The organism is Mesorhizobium sp. WSM1293 (assembly GCF_000513875.1).
Lineage (GTDB): Bacteria > Pseudomonadota > Alphaproteobacteria > Rhizobiales > Rhizobiaceae > Mesorhizobium > Mesorhizobium ciceri.
In genome coordinates this window covers 305047-322848 of record NZ_AZUV01000005.1, presented here as the reverse complement: position 1 = coordinate 322848, position 17802 = coordinate 305047, and the positions used below count along the sequence as shown (strand labels likewise).

At 62.3% G+C, this 17802-nt stretch carries 15 protein-coding genes; 10 read left to right on the top strand and 5 right to left on the bottom strand.

Features of this window, described 5'->3' with window-relative positions:
* Positions 1 to 27 precede the first annotated feature (27 nt).
* The 3 genes from M729_RS0109445 to M729_RS1000000138775 are packed head-to-tail and all read right to left on the bottom strand — an operon-like array spanning position 28 to position 3199.
* A complete protein-coding gene (locus M729_RS0109445; protein WP_013529766.1) occupies positions 28 to 723 on the bottom strand; it encodes a response regulator transcription factor in 696 nt (231 codons plus the stop codon).
* Positions 720 to 2270 carry a HAMP domain-containing sensor histidine kinase gene (locus M729_RS01000000134800; RefSeq protein ID WP_224675593.1) on the bottom strand — a complete coding sequence of 517 codons (1551 nt, stop codon included), beginning with the start codon at positions 2268 to 2270 and terminating at the stop codon, positions 720 to 722. The genes M729_RS0109445 and M729_RS01000000134800 overlap by 4 nt, the downstream gene beginning before the upstream one ends.
* Before the next feature lie 14 nt (positions 2271 to 2284).
* The gene (locus M729_RS1000000138775) at positions 2285 to 3199 is read right to left on the bottom strand and encodes a hypothetical protein (RefSeq protein ID WP_198032085.1); all 915 of its coding nucleotides are present in this window, start codon (positions 3197 to 3199) and stop codon (positions 2285 to 2287) included.
* Positions 3200 to 3256: 57 nt separating this feature from the next.
* Here M729_RS1000000138775 and M729_RS1000000136455 point away from each other — a divergent pair, with 57 nt between their 5' ends.
* The 10 genes from M729_RS1000000136455 (at position 3257) to M729_RS0109380 (ending at position 15329) form a co-directional block, all read left to right on the top strand.
* On the top strand, positions 3257 to 8272 hold the full coding sequence (locus M729_RS1000000136455; RefSeq protein ID WP_198032084.1) for an autotransporter domain-containing protein: 5016 nt from the start codon (positions 3257 to 3259) through the stop codon (positions 8270 to 8272).
* 62 nt (positions 8273 to 8334) lie between these two features.
* Positions 8335 to 8514, top strand: coding sequence for a hypothetical protein (locus M729_RS1000000138770; RefSeq protein WP_027161419.1), 180 nt, complete (start codon positions 8335 to 8337; stop codon positions 8512 to 8514).
* Positions 8515 to 8695: 181 nt separating this feature from the next.
* Complete coding sequence (ugpC, locus tag M729_RS0109415; protein ID WP_027161418.1) at positions 8696 to 9781, top strand: sn-glycerol-3-phosphate ABC transporter ATP-binding protein UgpC; 1086 nt, start codon at positions 8696 to 8698, stop codon at positions 9779 to 9781.
* A gap of 37 nt (positions 9782 to 9818) precedes the next feature.
* Positions 9819 to 11144 (top strand): ABC transporter substrate-binding protein, encoded by a 1326-nt coding sequence (locus M729_RS0109410; RefSeq protein WP_013529762.1) that lies wholly within the window; start codon positions 9819 to 9821, stop codon positions 11142 to 11144.
* A gap of 94 nt (positions 11145 to 11238) precedes the next feature.
* Positions 11239 to 12189: a sugar ABC transporter permease gene (locus M729_RS0109405; RefSeq protein WP_013529761.1), complete on the top strand. Its 951-nt coding sequence runs from the start codon at positions 11239 to 11241 to the stop codon at positions 12187 to 12189.
* 1 nt (position 12190) lies between these two features.
* Positions 12191 to 13084: a carbohydrate ABC transporter permease gene (locus tag M729_RS0109400; protein ID WP_013529760.1), complete on the top strand. Its 894-nt coding sequence runs from the start codon at positions 12191 to 12193 to the stop codon at positions 13082 to 13084.
* Positions 13085 to 13183: 99 nt separating this feature from the next.
* Positions 13184 to 13795 (top strand): rod-binding protein, encoded by a 612-nt coding sequence (locus M729_RS0109395; protein ID WP_032808145.1) that lies wholly within the window; start codon positions 13184 to 13186, stop codon positions 13793 to 13795.
* 13 nt (positions 13796 to 13808) lie between these two features.
* Positions 13809 to 14234, top strand: coding sequence for a hypothetical protein (locus M729_RS0109390; RefSeq protein ID WP_013529758.1), 426 nt, complete (start codon positions 13809 to 13811; stop codon positions 14232 to 14234).
* A 97-nt stretch (positions 14235 to 14331) separates the two neighbouring features.
* Positions 14332 to 14847: a hypothetical protein gene (locus M729_RS0109385; protein ID WP_013529757.1), complete on the top strand. Its 516-nt coding sequence runs from the start codon at positions 14332 to 14334 to the stop codon at positions 14845 to 14847.
* 197 nt (positions 14848 to 15044) lie between these two features.
* On the top strand, positions 15045 to 15329 hold the full coding sequence (locus M729_RS0109380; protein ID WP_013529756.1) for an SCP2 sterol-binding domain-containing protein: 285 nt from the start codon (positions 15045 to 15047) through the stop codon (positions 15327 to 15329).
* 95 nt (positions 15330 to 15424) lie between these two features.
* Here the strand turns inward: M729_RS0109380 and M729_RS0109375 are convergent, their stop codons facing one another.
* Positions 15425 to 15991, bottom strand: coding sequence for an N-acetyltransferase (locus M729_RS0109375; RefSeq protein ID WP_027161416.1), 567 nt, complete (start codon positions 15989 to 15991; stop codon positions 15425 to 15427).
* Between the two features lie 153 nt (positions 15992 to 16144).
* Complete coding sequence (gene odc2 / locus M729_RS0109370; protein ID WP_027161415.1) at positions 16145 to 17278, bottom strand: ornithine/lysine decarboxylase; 1134 nt, start codon at positions 17276 to 17278, stop codon at positions 16145 to 16147.
* Positions 17279 to 17802: the final 524 nt, after the last annotated feature.

Below are 17802 nucleotides of genomic sequence, written 5' to 3'. Positions count from 1 at the left end.
GTCTGGAAGCAGCCGTTGAGCAGACGTTCATTGCACGGCGGCGGCCGCGGTGAAGATGTAGCCAACGCCATAGACGACCTTGATCGGCGCGGGCAAGCTGATGTGCTCCTCCAGTTTGCGGCGTAGCCGGCTGACGACTGCGTCGAGATGCCTGTTGTCGAAGTTCGACCTGGGACGGGCGACAAGCTCCACCAGATCCTCGCGCTGGCAGATTTCGCCGCTACGGTTGCAGAGCACGTTCATGAAGGCGAACTCGGCCGCCGTCAGTTTAAGCGAACGGTGATTGGGCGCGATCAGCATCCAGTTCGTGCCGTCCAGCACCCACCGATCGCTGCTGCCGTTGGCAGAGTCGGGCGGGGCTCCCGTCCGTCGCAGCAGGCTGCGAATTGCGGCGTCGATCTCGCGCAGCGTGCTGTGCTTGACCAGGTAGATGTCGGCGCCGCTCTCAAAGCCACGGATACGGTCGTCGCTGTCACCGAGCGCCGTCAGCATGATGATGCCGCAGGCATGTGATTTGCGGATTTCGGTTGCCAGATCGAACCCGTTCCCATCGGGCAGCCCGACATCGAGGATGATGACAGCGGGCGAGCTGCCGTTGGCCAGCGTCTGGCGCAATTCCCCTGCCGTGGCGACGCCTTCGGCCGTGAAGCCCGTCAGTTCCAGGAAATCCGCCAGATCCTTGCGCAGCCGGGGCTCGTCCTCGACGATCAGAATATGCGTCATGCGGTCAGTTCCTCGGGCGAAAGTCGATCCGTTGCCTCGCCTGCCAGAGGCAGGCTGACGATGGACGTAATGCCCTGGTCGTCGTTGGCGAGCAACTGCAGCTTGCCGCCGTGATAGGCCAGCAATTTGCGCGAAGAATAGAGGCCGAGCCCGGTTCCGGTTCCCGCCATCGTATTGGAGGCCCGGAAGAAGCGCCTGCCGATCTTGTGAAGCTCGGCCTGTGGAATACCGATGCCACGGTCACGGACCCGAATGACCACACTTCGACCTTCGCTGCGCACATCGATTTCGACTGGCTGGTCCTCTGACGAATATTTGAGCGCGTTGTCGATGAGGTTGATCAGGACGGTCGCCAGCATCTCGGGATCGGCGACAAGCGAAACGGCGTCGTCATCGGCCATAAAGATCAGGCGCTCGCCGCGCCCGGTCATCCCGAAATGCAACCGCACATCGGCAACGAGCAAACCGACGCGTATCGTCTCCGGCTGAAACCCGCTGTCGCGGTCATTGGCCATGAAGCGGTCGATCAGGGAAAACAGGCGATCGAGCGCCTCGCCAATGCCGGCGATCCGTTCTCGTGTCGCTTCGGGCGACTTGTCGCCGACAAGGCCGATCATGTCGGCCGCGTTGCGGATGATTGCGAGCGGGGTGCGAAACTCGTGGCTGACGACGCGCATGAAGTCCGCCTGCTCGTCGCGAAGCACGCGTTCGGCCGCCAGGCTCGCGTTCAACCGGCCTTCCAGCCGTCGTCGTTCCCGTACCTCCCGCGACAGGGCGATGTTTTTCTCGAGCAGCGCGGAGGACAGCCGCGAACTGACCATGAACAGCAGGCAGCCGAAAAAGGCGATCAGGAACAGCGCGCCCTGCAGCAGATACCAGGCGTTGCGGTCGGCCAGAACCGAGGCGCTTTGAAAATCGACCGGCAGCCGGTATTCGATGATGCTCTGGAGAACGCTAGCCGCGATATACTCGGCTAGCACACCGATCGTGATCCAGCGCAGGAGGGATGGTTGCGTCCGGTCCCGCATCAGCCCAAGACACATCACCGACATCATGACGACCGTAAAAAAGGTCGATGCGTGAATGCGTATAGCAATGTCGCCCGGATCCATCGCGAGGGCGGCACTCCACACGACAATTTGGATAATCAGCAGTGAAATGCTGATCCAGGTATAGCGTGGCTGCCCCAGAAAGCGCGCCAGACCCTCGGCCAGCAACACCAGGCCCAGCTTGATGATCGTGTTGTGGAGCACGATGGCCCAGGCCGCCGGCTGCTCCCCGCGCAGGAGAATCAGCAGCACCCCCGCCGCGATAGCGACGAAGCCGGCCGCAAGAAACTTCAACTCATAGAGACGGCGCCACGCCAGCCAGACAAACAACCAGGTGACGGCCTGCAGGCTTGCGGTTGCGAACGTGACAACCAGAACGGTCTTTAGATCAAGCATGGTCGAGTATTCGCACGGGTTCCCCTGCCACACCCCCCGATGCGCCAAATGTTGAATCTCGCAGGAGTTGTGCAGGGAGGCAAGCGCGATCCGCGCGTGCAAGAATTGGTCAGAATTCAATAGAATTGATCGGTGGAATTGTCGGGAGAGGACGTTTTATCATCGACCGCGATCGTCGTGGTGGTTTCGCCGGGCGGATTGTGAGGAAGCAGTCGGGGCGGTGTGCGTGGCGGACGCATGCGAACCGACGCTGCGGCAAGCGATGATTTTCGCAGGACGCCCGGCGATCGGGCCGGCGGCGGAATCGTTGCTTGCGGCACACGAGGGGGAATTCCATGACAATTCGCGATCGTCGCTCGCTTATGCGCCCGCTTGTACTTTTGTGCTCCACGGCGCTCGCGGGGTCGTTGCTGCTGCCAGTCGTCCTGACGGCGCCGGCGCATGCACAGGCTCTTTATGGTGCGACCGGAGGCCGGGGCGGTGATGGTGACGTAGACAGCAACGGTGGCGATGGTGGCGATGCAGGTGACGCCGGCGTCGCGGGCAACGGTCCGGATGCAGGGACCGGTGGGGCGGCCGGCACGCAGGCCATTCCAGACGGTGGAAATGGTGACAACGGCGGCTCCGGTGGCGGCGGCGGCGGCGGTGGTTACAGCAATATCATTGCTGGCGATATTTCCGCGCCCCTCAATGGTGGCAATGGAGGCTATGGCGGCGGCGGCAGCTTTTTGGACGGAGGCTATGGCGGCGGCGGCGCTGGTGGCGATGGCGTGCGTAATGCAGAGACGAACCCGGCAATTTCCGTGACGGCTGATGTTCATGGCGGCGATGGCGGCGATGGCAATGGCAATGGCCCGTTTGCCGGCGGCGGCGGCGGGGGCGCCGGCATGGTGCTTTTGAACAACGGCGCCATCACTGTTGAAAGCTCGGCCACCGTTGCTGGCGGAAACGGTGGCAATCCTGGCGCCAATTTCGGCGGTGGTGGTGGTGCGGGCATTGTTTTGAACACCGGCGGCGACTTGACCAACCATGGCGATGTCCTCGGTGGCACGGGCGGGGCTTTAGCCACCGGCGGAACAGCCATTGTGATGGGAGATACTGGCAGCATCGTCAACGACGGTCGCATTACCGGTGGCCGCGCCGGGGTTTCTGCATCCGCCGGTGCAGCGATCGACCTCAGAAATGGCGGGACGGTTTTTAACAGCGGAGTGATCATCGGCGGCGAGGGCAACGGTGGCCATGCCGGCGGCTCTGACGGCCCTGCTGGCGGAACCGGCAGTGGCGGCGCCCACGGCTATATTCCCCTAACGCCCAGTAATGGAAACGGTGGTACCGGCATCATTGGGGCCAATTTGGCGGTGCTTAACGTCGGGGAGATTACTGGGGGAGATTCTTTCTTTGGCCGGGCTAACGCCATCACCTTCACCGGCGGCGCCAACACGCTTTCCCTGCGAAACGGCTCGATTATCACCGGCAATGTCGTGGTGGAGAGTGGCGCGACCGGCTCTTTGATGCTCGGGGACTATGACACGCTGCCTTCCACACCGGCCTTCGATGTCTCGAAGCTCGTGAATACGGCCACGGTAGGTGCGAGTGACGAGTTCGTCGGCTTCACGAGCTTTAACAAGGCCGGGACGAATACCGTGACCCTGACCGGCACGGGTGCGCAGGACTGGACCATCGATCAAGGCACCTTGGTCGGCGACACCAACAGCTTCGGCGGCAATCTCACCTTCTCAGGCCTGGGCAGCGGCATCGTCGTCTTCGACCAGGCGAGCGACGGTAGCTATGCCGGGACCATTACCGGCCCCGGCCATTTCGCCAAGACCGGCGCCGGTACGCTGACGCTGTCGGGCGACAGTTTCGGCCTCGCGGGCAACGTGGCCGTCTCGGCAGGCACGCTCGACATCCACACACAGCTCACCTCAGCTACCGGGATCATTGATACTGACGGAACTGATCCGGACGAGTCGGCCACCGCAAGAGTTTCAGGGTCGTCCACCTGGACTACCAACCTCCTTATTGTCGGAGATCACGATAAAGGGAAAGGGAGCTTGATCGTCGAGAATGGCGGTCAGGTTTTCAGCGCTGCGGGAGGAGTTCTGGCGCAAGGCGCGGGCAGCACTGGCTCCGCGGTGATCTCCGGGAATGATTCGAGTTGGACACTCGATGGTACCATCTCAGTTGGTCACTATGGCAATGGATCGCTCAGCATTGAAGATGGCGGGCAGGTTTCCAGCGGCAACGCCCTTATTGGTGCGGATGCTCAAGCCACCGGAGTTGTGAATATTACGGGCCGCGGGTCGGTTTGGACAGGCAACGCCTTCATTGCCGTTGGCTTCGTTGGCAAGGGCACGCTGACTCTGTCGGAGGGCGGGCAGGTTTCGGTTGCGGGGGGGCCTGCTATCGTTGGGTTGGCGGCCCAGCCAGGATCATTCGGAACGCTCAACATCGGTGCGGCAAGTGGGGAAGTGGCGAAGGCCGCCGGCACGGTTGATACGGCGTCGATAGCGTTTGGCCTTGGCACCGGTACGGTTGTGTTCAATCATCTGGGAAATCCCGATGGCTCCGATCTGATTTTCAGGCCATCCCTGACCGGCTTGGGGACCATCCTCCATGAAAGCGGCACGACCGTTTTGGCTTCAGACAATTCCGGCTTCACCGGTGCCACCACTGTTGCAGGCGGCACGCTTCTTGTCGGGGACCATGCCAGTGCCGGCTTCCTCGGTGGCACGATCAATGTCGAGGACGGCGCCACGCTGGGTGGCTCGGGCACGGTGGGCACGACAACGGTTGCCGATGGCGGGCATATCGGGCCAGGCAATTCCGTGGGTACGCTGACGGTCGATGGCAATCTGGAGCTGTCGGCCGGATCGATCCTCGATTACGAGCTGGGTAGTCCCGGCACGGCCGGAAATCCGGCCACGGGCGTGAGCGACCAGATAGCAGTGCGTGACAACCTTACGCTTAATGGCACGATTAACCTGGCACAGAGCGGAAACCCGGGAGACGGGTCGGCAGGCTTGGGTTATTACCGGCTGATGACCTATGGCGGAACGCTGTCCGGCGATGGGTTGACGATCGGTGCGGTTCCCTATCGCGATGCCAGTCTTTATGAAATCCAGGCCGGGAATGGCAATGTCGATCTGTTTGTTCCCGCTTCGGGCACGCCGGGAGACGACACGCTGCAGCACTGGCAGGGCGGCGACGGGACCTGGAACACCACGAACGAAAAATGGCTGAACCAGGGCGGCGATACTCTCGTCTCCTGGGCAGGCAACCATGCGGTGTTCAAGAACGAACCGGGCGGCTTCGACGGCGGCACGATCGCCGTCGAAGGAGCGCAAAGCTTCAAGGGCCTGCAATTCGTCGACAGCGGCTACCGCCTGGAAGGTTCCGGCACGCTCGCGATAGATGGTTCCGACAGCGCCGATGGCAATGCCGAGATCCGCGTGCTGGCCGGCACGGCAGCCACCATCGCGACGACGATTACCGGCGCGGGCGGGTTCAGCAAGACGCAAGGCGGCACGCTCGTCCTGGAAGGCAGCAACAGCTATCAGGGCGGCACGCGGCTTCTAGGCGGGATTATTTCCGTTTCTTCCGATGCCAATCTCGGCGCTGCAAGCGGTGCCCTGACATTCGATGGCGGCACGCTGCGGAACACGGCGGCGTTCGCGACGGCGCGCAACGTCACCCTGGATGCCGGCGGTGGGACGTTCCAGACCGATGCCGACCTGACGGCGAACGGCGTCATCTCCGGGACCGGCGCGCTCACCAAGACCGGGGCCGGCGGGCTGGTGCTTTCGAGCGCCAACAGCTACGCCGGTGGGACGACGGTTTCGGCAGGATTCATCACCGCGGCGACGACAGGCGCGCTGGGCAGCGGACCGGTGAATGTCAAGGCCGGTGACCTCCGCTTCATCAATGATGCAAGCGCCGAGAGCCTCGACATCGTCATGGAAACAAACGCAACGATGCGCTTCGATGGCAGTGCGTCGGCGGGAACGGCGACGATCGTCACTACCCAAAGCCGCATCAACTTCAACGACGAAACATCGGCCGGTGCGGCTTCGATCACCGGCAATGGTAGCAGGACGTCCTTCAACGGCAATTCGAGCGCCGCCAATGCCACGATTGGCGTTACAACCCAAGGAACGCTCGACTTCTACGACACCGCGTCTGCCGGCAGCGCCGCCATCACCAACAAGGGCGGCTTCGTTGGCTTCCATGGCGCCAACACGGCGGATGGGGCCGCGATCATCAACGATACGGGGGGAAAGGTCGACATCTCCGAAATGACGTCGGACGGTATCGCGATTGGCTCGCTTTCGGGCGATGGTCTCGTCTTTCTCGGCTCGAAGTCGCTGACGCTTGGCGGATTGGATAAGAACGACACCATCGGCGGCGTCATCCAGGATGGCAGCACTGGCATCGGAGGGAGCCTCGTCAAGACCGGCGCCGGCACGCTGACGCTGAACGGCGTCAGCACCTATACCGGTCTGACCACCATCGGCGGCGGCAAGCTCGTTGTCGGCGACGGCAGCCATTCCGGGGCAAGCATTGCTGGCGCCATTGCGGTTGCAGCCGGCGGCACGCTCGGCGGTTTGGGAACGGTGGGTACGACCACGATCGCTTCTGGCGGCACGATTACGCCGGGCAATTCGATCGGCACGCTGAATGTGTCAGGCGATTACACGCAGGAGATAGGCTCGACCTACGAAGTCGAGATCAATCCGGCCGGCAATTCCGACCTGATCGACGTGACGGGCAAAGCCACCATCCAGGGTGGCACCGTCTTCGCGCTCAAGGCGCCGGGCGGCTACAGTGCCGGAACCCGCTACACGATCCTGAGCGCGGATCAAGGCGTGACCGGCACCTATAATGCGTTCGACCAGAACGCCCCGTTTGTCGACCTGGCACTCGCCTATGACGCCAGTAATATCTATCTCGACGTTGCCCGCAATGACGTGTCGTTCTGCGACGTGGCCGGCACCCGCAACCAGTGTGCCACCGCCAATGGCGCCGAAAGCGCCGGGCCGGGCAACCCGATCTACGATGCAATCGCCGGCCTTCCGGACGATGAAACCGCACGCGAAGCCTTCGATGCGTTATCTGGCGAGATCCATGCGTCCGCCAAATCGGCGCTGATCGAGGACAGCCATTTTGTCCGCGATGCCATCAATGACCGCCTGCGTGCGGCCTTCGAGGGGGTAGGTATCCCGGCAACGCCGGTGCTGGCCTATGGCGAAGGCGGTCCGATGCTGGCGCCTGCCACCACCGATCGCTTTGCCGCCTGGGGCACGGCTTTCGGGTCATGGGGCACCTTCGACGGCGACGGCAATGCCGCAGGCCTCGATACCTCCACCGGCGGCTTTCTTACCGGCGTCGACGGCCTTGTCGCGGAGGATGTGCGGCTTGGCATCATGACTGGCTACAGCCACACGAGCTTCGATGCCGACGGCCGATCCTCGTCAGGCTCGAGCGACAATTATCATCTCGGCCTTTATGGTGGCACGCAGCGGGGCGCTCTCGCCTTCCGCTCCGGGCTTGCCTATACGTGGCATGACATGAAGACATCGCGCTCGGTGGCCATGCCCGGCTTTGCCGACAGCCTGAGCGGCGACTACAACGCTGGCACCTTCCAGGCGTTCGGGGAACTCGGCTATCGCATCGATACGCCAGTCGCGGCCTTCGAGCCTTTTGCCAACCTCGCTTATGTCAACCTGCATACGGACGGCTTCACGGAAAAGGGCGGTGCGGCGGCATTGACCAGTGCAAGCCAGACCACCGACGCCACCTTCACCACGCTTGGTCTCAGAGCCTCCGCCGGCTTCACGCTCGGCGCCATCAATGCCACAGCGCGCGGCATGCTGGGCTGGCGCCATGCCTATGGCGACGTCATACCGACCAGCACACATGCCTTCTCTGCCGGTGATGCCTTCACGATCGCTGGCGTGCCGATCGCCAAGGACAGTGCCGCCATCGAAGCGGGGTTCGATCTCAACCTGACCGATTCCGCAACCCTCAGCGTCGCCTACCAGGGTCAGTTCGGCTCCGGCGTCCAGCAGAACGGCTTCAATGCAAAACTCAACGTGGAATTCTAATCAAGCGGGAAGGATCGTTCCGGAATGACTGCCCCTGACGGAAAAGGGGCTATTCAATCCGCTTGTCGCATCGCCCAGGCGGTCGTACGCCAGGAAGCGAACCTCGCGAGCGCCAGGCAGGAAGCCAGCCTTATCGCCGCCGGTCGGAGCGCACCTACAAGGACGTGCGCAACCGCGACGAACGCGAACGCTGCGACCGCGGGCGGCTGGACCTGATCGCGCTGAAGCGGACGCAGGAGTAGCTGGAAGCATTGTGTGGCGCGAAGCGGACCCTCCAAGATTCGGGCCTTCCCGTAAACGCTTTACAGCCCGGTTTGGTAGCGCTACCGTTTGGCCTAGCGTGAGCCTGGGAGGAGCCAAGGCTGTCGCTGGCGGAAGCGTTTGTTCCTTCGACGACGTCGCAGGAATTTCTTGGGAGGACCGATGGCGTCTGTCGCAATTGGCGAAGTCTATAAATCATTCGGCGCTGTCGAGATCCTGCACGGGGTCAGCGTGAACATCGAGGACGGCGAGTTCGTCACTCTGGTCGGGCCGTCGGGCTGCGGAAAATCAACCCTTCTCAGAATGATCGCAGGCCTGGAAAAGATTTCACGCGGCCAGATCGCGATTGGCGAACGTGTCGTCAACAACGTTGCGCCCAAGGAGCGCGACGTCGCCATGGTCTTCCAGAACTATGCGCTTTACCCACACATGACCGTTGCCGAGAACATGGCGTTCTCGCTGATGCTCAAAGGAGTTTCCAAGCCGGAGAGCGATGCAGGCGTGCGCCGCGCGGCCGAAATCCTCGGGCTGGTGCCGTTGCTGGCGCGCTATCCTCGGCAGCTTTCCGGCGGCCAACGCCAGCGCGTCGCGATGGGCCGCGCGATTGTGCGTGATCCGGCGGTCTTTCTCTTCGACGAACCGCTGTCCAATCTCGACGCCAAACTCAGGGTGCAGATGCGCGCCGAGATCAAGGAACTGCACCAGCGCCTCAAGACCACGACAGTCTACGTCACACACGATCAGATCGAAGCCATGACCATGGCTGACAAGATCGTGGTCATGCATGACGGCATCGTCGAGCAGATAGGGCCGCCGCTGGAACTTTATGACCGGCCGAACAATCTTTTTGTCGCCAGCTTCATCGGCTCGCCGGCCATGAATTTGCTGAGGGGCGAGATCGCTACCGACGGCTCACCCTCGTTTCGCGGTGCCGGGGGGATTTCAGTCCCGCTGGCCTCGGCTCTTTCTATCCCCAATGGCGAGCCTGTGGTGCTGGGAATAAGGCCCGAGCATTTGCGGCTGTCCGACGACCAGGGCATTCCGGTCACCGTCGCGGTGGTTGAACCAACCGGGTCCGAAGTGCAGCTCATCGGCCGGACAGCCGGCGGCGAAGAGATCGTCGCGAATTTCCGGGAACGACATTCCTTCACGCCGGGCGAAACCATCCGGCTTACGGCCGAGCCCGGCCTCATCCATCTCTTTCACGGAGAAACCGGACAGAGGTTCCAAACACGTGCCGATCAGTAGGACCACAGGCAAGGACAACAAGCAGGAGGAAACGAGCATGAAGTTCACCAGACGTGACGTGATCCGCACCACCGCCGGCGCGGCGGCGGGTGCCTTGGGAAGTCGGTTCATCAGCTCTCCGGCCCTTGCCCAGGACGGACCGAAATACAAACCCGAGGATGGCGCCAAGCTTAGGCTGCTGCGCTGGTCGCCCTTCGTCCAGGGCGACGAGGACCAATGGCTGGCCAACACCAAGCGCTTCACCGAAGCGACCGGTGTCGCGGTCCGCGTCGACAAGGAAAGTTGGGAGGACATCCGCCCCAAGGCGGCGGTCGCGGCAAATGTCGGCTCCGGCCCCGACCTGATGTTCGTCTGGTTCGATGACCCGCACCAATATCCCGACAAGCTGCACGACGTGAGCGAACTGGGCGAGTATCTCGGCTCGAAATACGGCGGCTGGCATGATGGACCAAAGCAATATGCGACCCGGGAAGGCAAATTCATCGGCCTGCCACTGGCCACGATCGGAAACGCCATCGTCTATCGGGAAAGCTGGGTGAAAGAGGCCGGCTTTTCGGAGTTTCCCAAGGACACGAAAGGCTTCCTGGAACTTTGCAAGGCCTTGCAGGCGAAGGGACATCCGGCCGGCTTCACGCATGGCCATGGCGTCGGCGACGGCAACAACTATGCTCATTGGCTGCTGTGGAGCCATGGCGGCCAGATGGTCGACGAGAGCGGCAAGGTAACGATCAACAGCCCTGAGACCCTCAAGGCCATCGAATACGCGCAGGAGCTGTACAAGACCTTCATTCCAGGCACCGAAAGCTGGCTCGACGTCAACAACAACCGCGCCTTCCTGGCCGGCGAACTGGCTGTCATCGCCAACGGCATCTCGGCCTACAACACCGCCAAAATCAATAAGGACAATGATCCGAAGCTGGCTGAAATCGCCAAGGACATACGCACCACCAACCTGCCCATCGGTCCTGTCGGCAAATCCGTCGAATTGTTCCAGGTGACCACGGCTGTCATCTTCAATTACACGCCCTACCCCAACGCGGCCAAGGCGTATTTGCAGTTCATGTTCGAGGAACCGCAAATGAAGGACTGGATCACCTCCTCGGCCGGATATTGCTGCCAGACCCTGAAGGCATTCGACAACAACCCGGTATGGACTGCCGATCCCAACAACGCCGCTTACGCCAAGGCTTCGGCTACTCTGCGGCCTAACGGCTATGCCGGGCCGCTCGGCTATGCTTCGGCGGCAACCATGGCCGACTACGTGCTGGTCGATATGTTCGCCAAAGCGGTGACCGGCCAGGCGACGCCGCAAGAGGCAATGGAAGAGGCCGAGAAGCGGGCAAATCGCTATTATCGCGTTTGAGCCGGTTCAGCCGGGCAGCGCGGCTGCCCGGCTGGCTTCGGATTGCATCGTGGCCGATCCGGCCGATCAATGAGACCTCAGCAGGAGCCGACCCATGGCCGTGCCGTCAGCTGCTATCCAGCCGCGATCTTCGATCTTCTCACGGATTCTATCGCGCTGGAGCGAAAGCCGGAACGCACTTGGCTTCGGCTTCATGCTTCCGGCGGCTGCACTGCTGCTTGTCTTCCTGACCTATCCGCTGGGGCTCGGTGTCTGGCTCGGCTTCACCGATGCCCGCATCGGCCGCCCCGGCATCTTCATCGGCATCGAAAACTATGAATATCTGTGGAGCGACGCCGTCTTCTGGCTCTCCGTCTTCAACACCTTGCTCTACACGATCAGCGCTTCGATCCTGAAATTCGCGCTCGGCCTCTGGCTGGCGCTCCTCCTCAACCAGAACCTTCCCTTCAAATCGTTCTTCCGCGCGATTGTCCTGCTGCCGTGGGTGGTGCCGACGGTGCTCTCGGCCATCGCCTTCTGGTGGATCTACGATTCGCAGTTCTCCATCCTCTCCTGGGCGCTGCAGCAGATGGGACTGATCGACCACCGCATCAATTTCCTTGGCGATCCGGAGAACGCGCGCGCCTCGGTGATCGCCGCCAATGTCTGGCGCGGCATTCCTTTCGTGGCCATCACGCTGCTGGCCGGCCTGCAGACGATTCCCCAATCGCTTTACGAGGCCGCGACGCTCGACGGCGCCAGCCGTTGGCAGTTGTTCCGCTATGTGACGCTGCCGCTGCTGACGCCGATCATCGCCATCACCATGACCTTTTCGGTCCTGTTCACCTTCACCGATTTCCAGCTGATCTATGTGCTGACTCGCGGCGGGCCGGTGAATGCCACCCATCTGATGGCGACGCTCTCGTTCCAGCGCGGCATTTCCGGCGGCCAGCTTGGCGAGGGAGCCGCGATCGCGGTGGCGATGATCCCGTTCCTGCTTGCGGCGATCCTTTTCAGCTATTTCGGGCTGCAACGTCGTAAATGGCAGCAGGGCGGTGGAGACTGACATGGCCGCGATAGAAACGAGCAACCGCCCGAACACGGATGAAGGCGGCATGGGCTATCTCCAGAGCCTGCCCCGGCGCGTGGTGACCGTTTATCTGCCGCTCCTGATCTTCGTCATCGTGCTGCTGTTCCCGTTCTACTGGATGACGATCACGGCGGTGAAACCCAATCTCGAGATGACGGATTATGCCAATTTCAACCCGTTCTGGGTCGTCCATCCGACGCTCGAGCATATTCGGTATCTGCTCTTCGAGACGTCCTATCCGGGTTGGCTTCTCAACACGATCATCATCTCGACCGCCGCAACTTTCCTGTCGCTGCTGGCGGCGGTGTTCGCTGCCTATGCGATCGAACGCTTGAGGTTTTCCGGGGCGCGGCAGGTCGGCTTGGCGATCTTCCTGGCCTATCTCGTGCCGCCCTCGATTCTGTTCATTCCACTGTCGGTAATGGTGTTCAACCTCGGCCTTTACGATACGCCGTTCGCACTGATCCTCACCTATCCGACGTTCCTCATTCCATTCTGCACGTGGCTCTTGATGGGCTACTTCCGCTCGATACCCTTCGAACTGGAAGAATGCGCGCTGATCGACGGAGCGAGCCGCTGGCAAATCCTGACCAAGATAGTTCTGCCGCTGTCGGTGCCCGGCCTGATCTCCGCCGGCATCTTCGCCTTCACCCTGTCATGGAACGAATTCATCTACGCCTTGACCTTTATCCAGTCGTCCGAAAACAAGACCGTGCCGGTCGGCGTGCTTACCGAGCTGGTACGTTCGGACGTCTATGAATGGGGAGCCCTGATGGCAGGCGCGCTGATCGGCTCCCTGCCGGTGGTGGTGCTCTATTCATTCTTTGTCGAGCACTACGTCTCCTCGATGACGGGGGCGGTCAAGGAGTGAGGCTGAGGCGCAAATCCCACCCTCGGCCGGCAGCTTCGATCCGATCCCCGCACTCCGCTCCCTCTCCTTCCCGCAAGCCTGCCACAAGCTTGTTGAGGCATGGTCTGGTCAGGGAAAACCGGTAAAAGGCGGACTTTCTTGGCGATTTCTCCACCCAGCGACATCGTTATGGATGTGGCCCGAGCCGTCGACCCGGCGGATATCGAGACCGCCCGCGCCGCGCTGGCAAAGCGGGCCGGCGGCGCTACGGGCACGTTTTCACTCGACACAGCCGCTTCCGTCGATGCCGGCTCGATCCTGTCGCGCGCCACAGCCGACAAGGCCGCCGCTGCAACCGACCCGGCCAAGAAATTCAAGAAGTTCGAGGCGATGGTGCTGCAGACCTTCATCCAGAACATGCTGCCCAAGGACACCGAGGGCGTCTACGGCAAGGGCTTGGCCGGCGACATGTGGAAATCGCAGCTTGCAGAGCGGGTGGCCGACGTGATGGCCGAACGCGGCGGCATCGGCATCGCCAAATCGATGCTCGCCGACCACTATCTCGAAGGCAAGCGCGTCGTGCCCGTCGGTCCGGTTTCGGGCGGGCCGGAAAAGACCGAGGTCGACCAGCAAAACAGCCTGTCGACCTCGCTGGTCCATCAATTGCAGCGCAAGGCTGCGGGATCGATGACCGGTGACGAGACGACCATAAAAACAAATATCAAGATCTAAACTGGGAAACGCCATGGCCGACTTTTCGGAATCCACCCCCAACCTGCCAGCACGCACGACCACGTCGGAAGCGCCGATCCCGTTCGCGCGGCCCGGCAATCTCGCCGCCATCATCGGCCGCATCGAGGAAGTGGTCGAGGAAGAGACGGCAGGCATCCGTAACGCCACCAACTATGATCTCAAGGCATCGAACGCCCGCAAGAGCCGCTACCTCTACGAGTTGACCCGCGCCATGAAGGGCGGCAGCGAAGCCGAATTCCTCGAGCAGCACCGCGAGGGCCTGACCCGGCTGCGCCAGAAGCTGGCGAAGAACGAAGCGGCGATCCTGGCGCATCTCAGCGCGGTCAACGAAGTCGCCAGCCTGCTGCGGCACGCCATCCAGCGCGCCGAGACCGACGGCACCTATTCCGCCGGCGAGTTCGGCTGGATAAAGGCGTGATGGCGAACACAGGCGACACATCGGAGATCCTGCCTCGGCAACGGCGCCGTGCCGCGTTGCCATTGCAAGGGACTGACCAAGGGACTGACAAGGCCCGATGATCAAGGTCATCGCCATCGCCGTCTGGATCTGCGCCGCAACGCTGGGCGCCGTGTTCTATTCTTTCCAGGCGGCCGGCGAGCGCGGTGTCGGCGAAACGCCGAAGCCGATGCTGGGCGGCCTCGACTACGTCAAGACCGACATCATTTCGGTGCCGCTGATCCGCGACTCCGAGATCGGCGGCTATTTCCTGACCAAGCTTGTCTACACGGTCGAACCCGAGCAGATCAAGAAACTGTCCATTCCGGCCGAAGCGCTGATCACCGACCAGGTTTATTCCTACCTCTATTCCAATCCGCAGATCGACTTCACCAACAAGGCGACGATCGATCTCGATGCCTTCCGCGCCGCGATCCGCGATACCGTCAACACGCGTGTCGGGGCGCCTTTGGTGCATGAGGTTCTGATCGACCAGGTCAATTTCCTGTCGAAGGACGAAATCCGCGACAACTGGCTGCGCCGCAAGAAAAGCGAGACGGCGAGCGAAATGACCAAGGCGTTCAAGGAACACTGAGTTGCCGGGCTCGCATTCCCGGCCTCCTCCAGGCTCGCCTGCCGCAACGGCAGGAACCAACCGCCTGAATTCGCGTTGACGTAAACGTCAACCCAAAGCTATATGCGGCAGCGACCGTGATCGCGAAACCGCGGCACGGGCTTCGGCTGGATCGAAGCGCCGTTGCGAGACAGATGCAACCAGACAAGGAGAACAGCGTGAGCGTTCAGGAGATTGCCGAGAAGATCAAGTCGCGCGTGGCCAGCAGCGGGTTCGATCGTTCCGTGAAATTCGACACCGGCAGCGACGGCGTCATCGTCATCGACGGCGCAACCGTCTCGAACACCGATGCACCCACCGACTGCACCATCAAGCTCTCGCTCGACGATCTCGATTCGCTGATCGCTGGCGACCTGAACCCGACAATGGCGTTCATGACCGGCAAGATAAAGGTCGAAGGCGACATGACCGTTGCCATGGCGCTCAGCCAACTGATCGGCTGAAGGCATGCAGGCGCCCAAGGTGGCGCCCACCAATCGCGAAAAAACGCCGCCTTTTCGGGCGGCGTTTTTGCATGAAATGCTGGCGGCTTCGTATCTCAGGCCGCCGATATCAATTCCGCCTTCAGCTTGCGGCCGGCCGCCCTCAGCGTGCCGTGCACGCCGTCAAGCGCGCCTTCCACCAGTTCCAGCGCCAGCAGGCGGTGCCGCTCATAGGGTCCCGGCATGGCAAGTGAACCGGTCTTCTCGGCCGAGAAGCCGAAGCGCGCGTAATAGGGCGCATCGCCGACCAAAAGGATCGCGGCATGGCCAAGACGTGCCGCCTCGGCGATGGCATGGCGCATCAGGGCCGAGCCGATGCCGGCGTTCTTGAGCGACGGATCGACGGCAAGCGGGCCAAGCAGCAGCGCGGCCGCACCGCCCTCGCCCAGCCTGACGTCCCACAGCCGCACGGTGCCGGCGACGCCGCCCGAGCCATCGCGGGCGACGAAGGCCAAGCCTTCCGAGGGCCGCCGGCCACGCCGCAGCTTCTCCGACGACTTTTTCCTGCGCTTCGGCCCCATGGCCCGATCGAGCAACGCCTCGCGCGCCGCAACATCGGCGGCGGTTTCGGCAACCATCACAAAGGCCGGTGCGTGGCCCCCAATTTCAACTGGCATTTCCATTTCCGTAATCCCTGGCGAGCGGAGATCTGTTCCACAGGCGAGCCCGGGTGGACGAAAGTCGCCCACCTGGGATGATCTGATCGGCTCTCTCAGCGCATTTTCAGGCGAAGTTGTGTCCGGTTCGCCGTTCGAAAATGCGCTGAGCAAGCGCCGTCAGATCACGTAGGATCGGAGAGGCTCGAAGCCGTTGAAGGCGACCGCCGAGTAGGTGGTCGTGTAGGCGCCGGTGCCTTCGATCAGCACCTCGTCGCCGATGGTCAGCGACAAAGGCAGCGGATAGGGCGTCTTCTCGTACATCACGTCGGCCGAATCGCAGGTCGGGCCGGCGAGCACGCAAGGTGCGGTCTCCGTGCCGTCATGCGCGGTGACGATCGGGTAGCGGATCGCCTCGTCCATCGTCTCGGCCAGGCCGCCGAACTTGCCGATGTCGAGGAACACCCAGCGCACATTGTCGTTGGCCGCCTTCTTCGAGATCAGCACGACTTCCGACTTGATGACGCCGGCATTGCCGACCATGCCACGGCCCGGCTCGATGATGGTCTCGGGAAGCGCATTGCCGAAATGCTTGCGCAGCGCCGAGAAGATCGCCTGGCCATAGGCCTGGGCGGCCGGCACGTCACGCAGATAGCGCGTCGGGAAACCACCGCCCATATTGACCATCTTCAAGACGATGCCTTCCTCGGCCAGCGTCGCGAACACCACCTTGGCGTCGGCCAACGCACGGTCCCAGGCGGTCAGGTCGGTCTGCTGCGAGCCGACATGGAACGACACGCCATAGGCGTCGAGGCCGAGCCCCTTGGCATGGCGCAGCACGTCGACGGCCATCGCCGGCACGCAGCCGAACTTGCGCGACAGCGGCCACTCGGCGCCCTCGCCATCGGTCAGCACGCGGCAGAACACGCGCGCACCGGGCGCGACGCGGGCGATCTTCTCGACCTCTTCGACGCAATCGACGGCGAACAGGCGGATGCCGAGCTGGTAGGCGCGTGCAATGTCACGCTCCTTCTTGATGGTGTTGCCGAAGGAGATGCGGTCCGCCGGCGCACCAGCGTCCATCGCCATCTCGACTTCGGCAACGGAAGCGGTGTCGAAGGACGAGCCCATCGCAGCAAGCAGGCGCAGGATTTCCGGCGCCGGGTTTGCTTTCACCGCATAGTAGATCCTGGAATCGGGCAGCGCCTTCTCGAAGGCGCGGAAATTGTCGCGCACGACATCGAGGTCGACGACGAGGCAGGGGCCGGTCGGACGTCGGGTGGCGAGGAAGTCAAGGATGCGCTGGGTGGCCATCGGGGTCTCTCCATCAGCGCCTTTCGGCGCGCAATAAGGCTGCGGGACGCGGGCTGTCGGCCTCGCGAACTCGCGTTGGACAAAGGCGGGACGGAAATCCATGGAACCAGCCGGTGGAGACCCCGGAACCATGAAGCGCCGTCTCGCGGCGGTGAACCTTGGCCTTGCCCGGCCTCGGTTCGCTTTGTCTGCCTTGGCTTGGATGGGAGACCCGTCCGCACTGCCGGCAATGAAGGTGTGCCTCTTCAGTAACCCCGGTTTTTGGACAACCGGCAGAACACCAGAAAGGCCCGCACCGTCGTTGCTTCAAGGTGTCCTCGGGCTGGCGGTTGGCCGCTAGACCGACTGGAGGGGTTGGCTCCAGTTACCTTACCGATTTCCCTCACCATTCGAGGATCGGCGGACACCCACAGGCACGTGCGACTTTGGGCAAGCGCGATATAAGGGCGAAGACTTTCACAATCAATAAAAATCGTATCGCAGGTTGTAAAATTTCTGGCGTCGAACAATGTTGCGGCAACCGT